The organism is Plectonema radiosum NIES-515 (assembly GCF_025753815.1).
Lineage (GTDB): Bacteria > Cyanobacteriota > Cyanobacteriia > Cyanobacteriales > Nostocaceae > Hassallia > Hassallia radiosum_A.
Genome location: NZ_JAOWRF010000030.1, coordinates 1 through 1,681, shown reverse-complemented (window position 1 = coordinate 1,681; position 1,681 = coordinate 1). Strand labels below are relative to the sequence as shown.

The following is a 1,681-nucleotide window of genomic DNA, read 5'->3' as shown; positions in this document are numbered from 1 at the left end:
GGTTAAATGGTAGAGGATATGAAATAACTTCTCCTGATTCGATTGGAGAAAAGTTTGAATTTTTAGCAAATAAGCTATACCCATTTTTAGAAGAATTTTATTTTTAATAATAATTAAAAAGCTTTTAATATGGGTTAGTAGATTGGGCAATACCTAAGGTACTATTTGTCTTTACCAGCTACCAATCCCTAGTATCCAGCAGAGATAGAGTACCAAATCAGCCCAAATGGAGTTGACTTTCTGCTAAAAATAGCTTACATGGTTGATTTAGCTTTGCAGAATTGACAAAATCCATGCTGACTGAAATATTACCTTTCAAAATTGAGTTAGACACCATCGCGATCGCTGGTACAAGTTTGTGGTCTTTAGCCCTATATTTAGCTTTTTCCCCAGTCAGTGAATGGGTAATTCTGCTTCTTAATCGCTGGTTTAACTTTGCCGAGCGATCGCTTTACATGAGCAAATCAGAATTTGAAAAGACTCGTCAAGCAAGAGAATCCCAAAACGCCTTTTACGCGTCGCTTTTCAGCATAGTGCCGTTTCTAATTTTTGGCGCATTATGCAACTGGGGCGTAGAACTAGGCTTAGGTCGCAGTTGGTCAATCAGTATGGGTATACTTTCATGTATGGGTTGCGGCGTTTATGAACTAGGACGCAGAGATGGAAAGTCATCCGAATAGTTAGGAGTGAGGAGTGAATAGTTAAAAGTTGGGAGTCAGGAGTGAATAGTTAAAAACTCCCAACTCCCAACTCCCAACTCCCAACTCCCAACTCCCAACTCCCAACTCCCAACTCCCAACTCCCAACTCCCAACTCCTAACTCCTAACTCCAAACTCCCAACTCCTAACTCCTAACTCCTAACTCCTATAACTTCTGAAACGATTTGGGCTAATTTTTTCGCGGCTCCCGCTTCACCTCTAACACTGTGCAATTTCGCTCGAATTGCTGCCAATTTTTCTGGATGAGCCAAATAATCTAAAACCATCTCCCCCACCTCTTGGGGTTGAAGTTTTCCCACCAATTCCGGGACTATCATTGACTGTGCCCAAATATTGGGCCATGCTAATAAACCCTTTCGTTGTAGCACCAACCAGTTAATTAACTTAGCAAAGCTGGAACCAAGTAAAGGCATATTTGCCAAAAGTCCGGGTAAACCATCCCAAGAACGCATAGCATCAAGTTGTTGTGTTGGTAGCAAAACAATCATCGGCACCCCTAAAGAACCGAGTTCAGCGGTGTTTGCCCCGACTGTAGTTAGGCAGATACTGCATTCAGATAATAAGTCATAAGCAGGCGTATGGGTGTAAAGTTCTACACTTAAACCTTTGGCAGTTAGGAGTAGAGACGTTCCACCAGAACGTCTGCACAAAGAAGCGTTGCTAAAGCCGAAGGTTTTCACAAAGGGGTTTTTTTCGGGATCGGCAAAACTAGCTAAAGTTGGTAAATCCAAAGTTGGGGCTACAGGAATGACAAACTGAATTTCCGGTCTTTTGCTGTGAATGTATTCAGCGATCGCTAACATCAAAGGCACTCCCTGTGACAACTTTGCCGCTTTCGATCCCGGTAAAAGTCCAATTAATTCGGTTTTGGGAGATGAGGGAGATGAGATAGCAAATTCTTCCTTGTCTTCCTTGTCTTCCTTGTCTTCCTTGTCTTCCTTGTCCCCGCCCCCCCCCCCCC

Annotated in this window: 2 protein-coding genes; one reads left to right on the top strand and one right to left on the bottom strand. The window is 42.9% G+C overall.

The window, feature by feature from the left end; all coding sequences use genetic code 11:
* The first annotated feature begins 293 nt into the window (after positions 1-293).
* Positions 294-680: a hypothetical protein gene (locus OGM63_RS01835; RefSeq protein ID WP_263743792.1), complete on the top strand. Its 387-nt coding sequence runs from the start codon at positions 294-296 to the stop codon at positions 678-680.
* 171 nt (positions 681-851) lie between these two features.
* Here OGM63_RS01835 and OGM63_RS01830 read toward each other — a convergent pair.
* Positions 852-1,681, bottom strand: an 830-nt coding sequence (locus OGM63_RS01830; protein ID WP_511041078.1) for a glycosyltransferase family protein, incomplete at its 5' end; no start/stop codon positions are given.

Excerpts from the sequence above, each read along its gene's own strand:
- OGM63_RS01835 (WP_263743792.1), top strand. The coding sequence starts at position 294 with ATGCTGACTGAAATATTACCTTTCAAAATTGAGTTAGACACCATCGCG.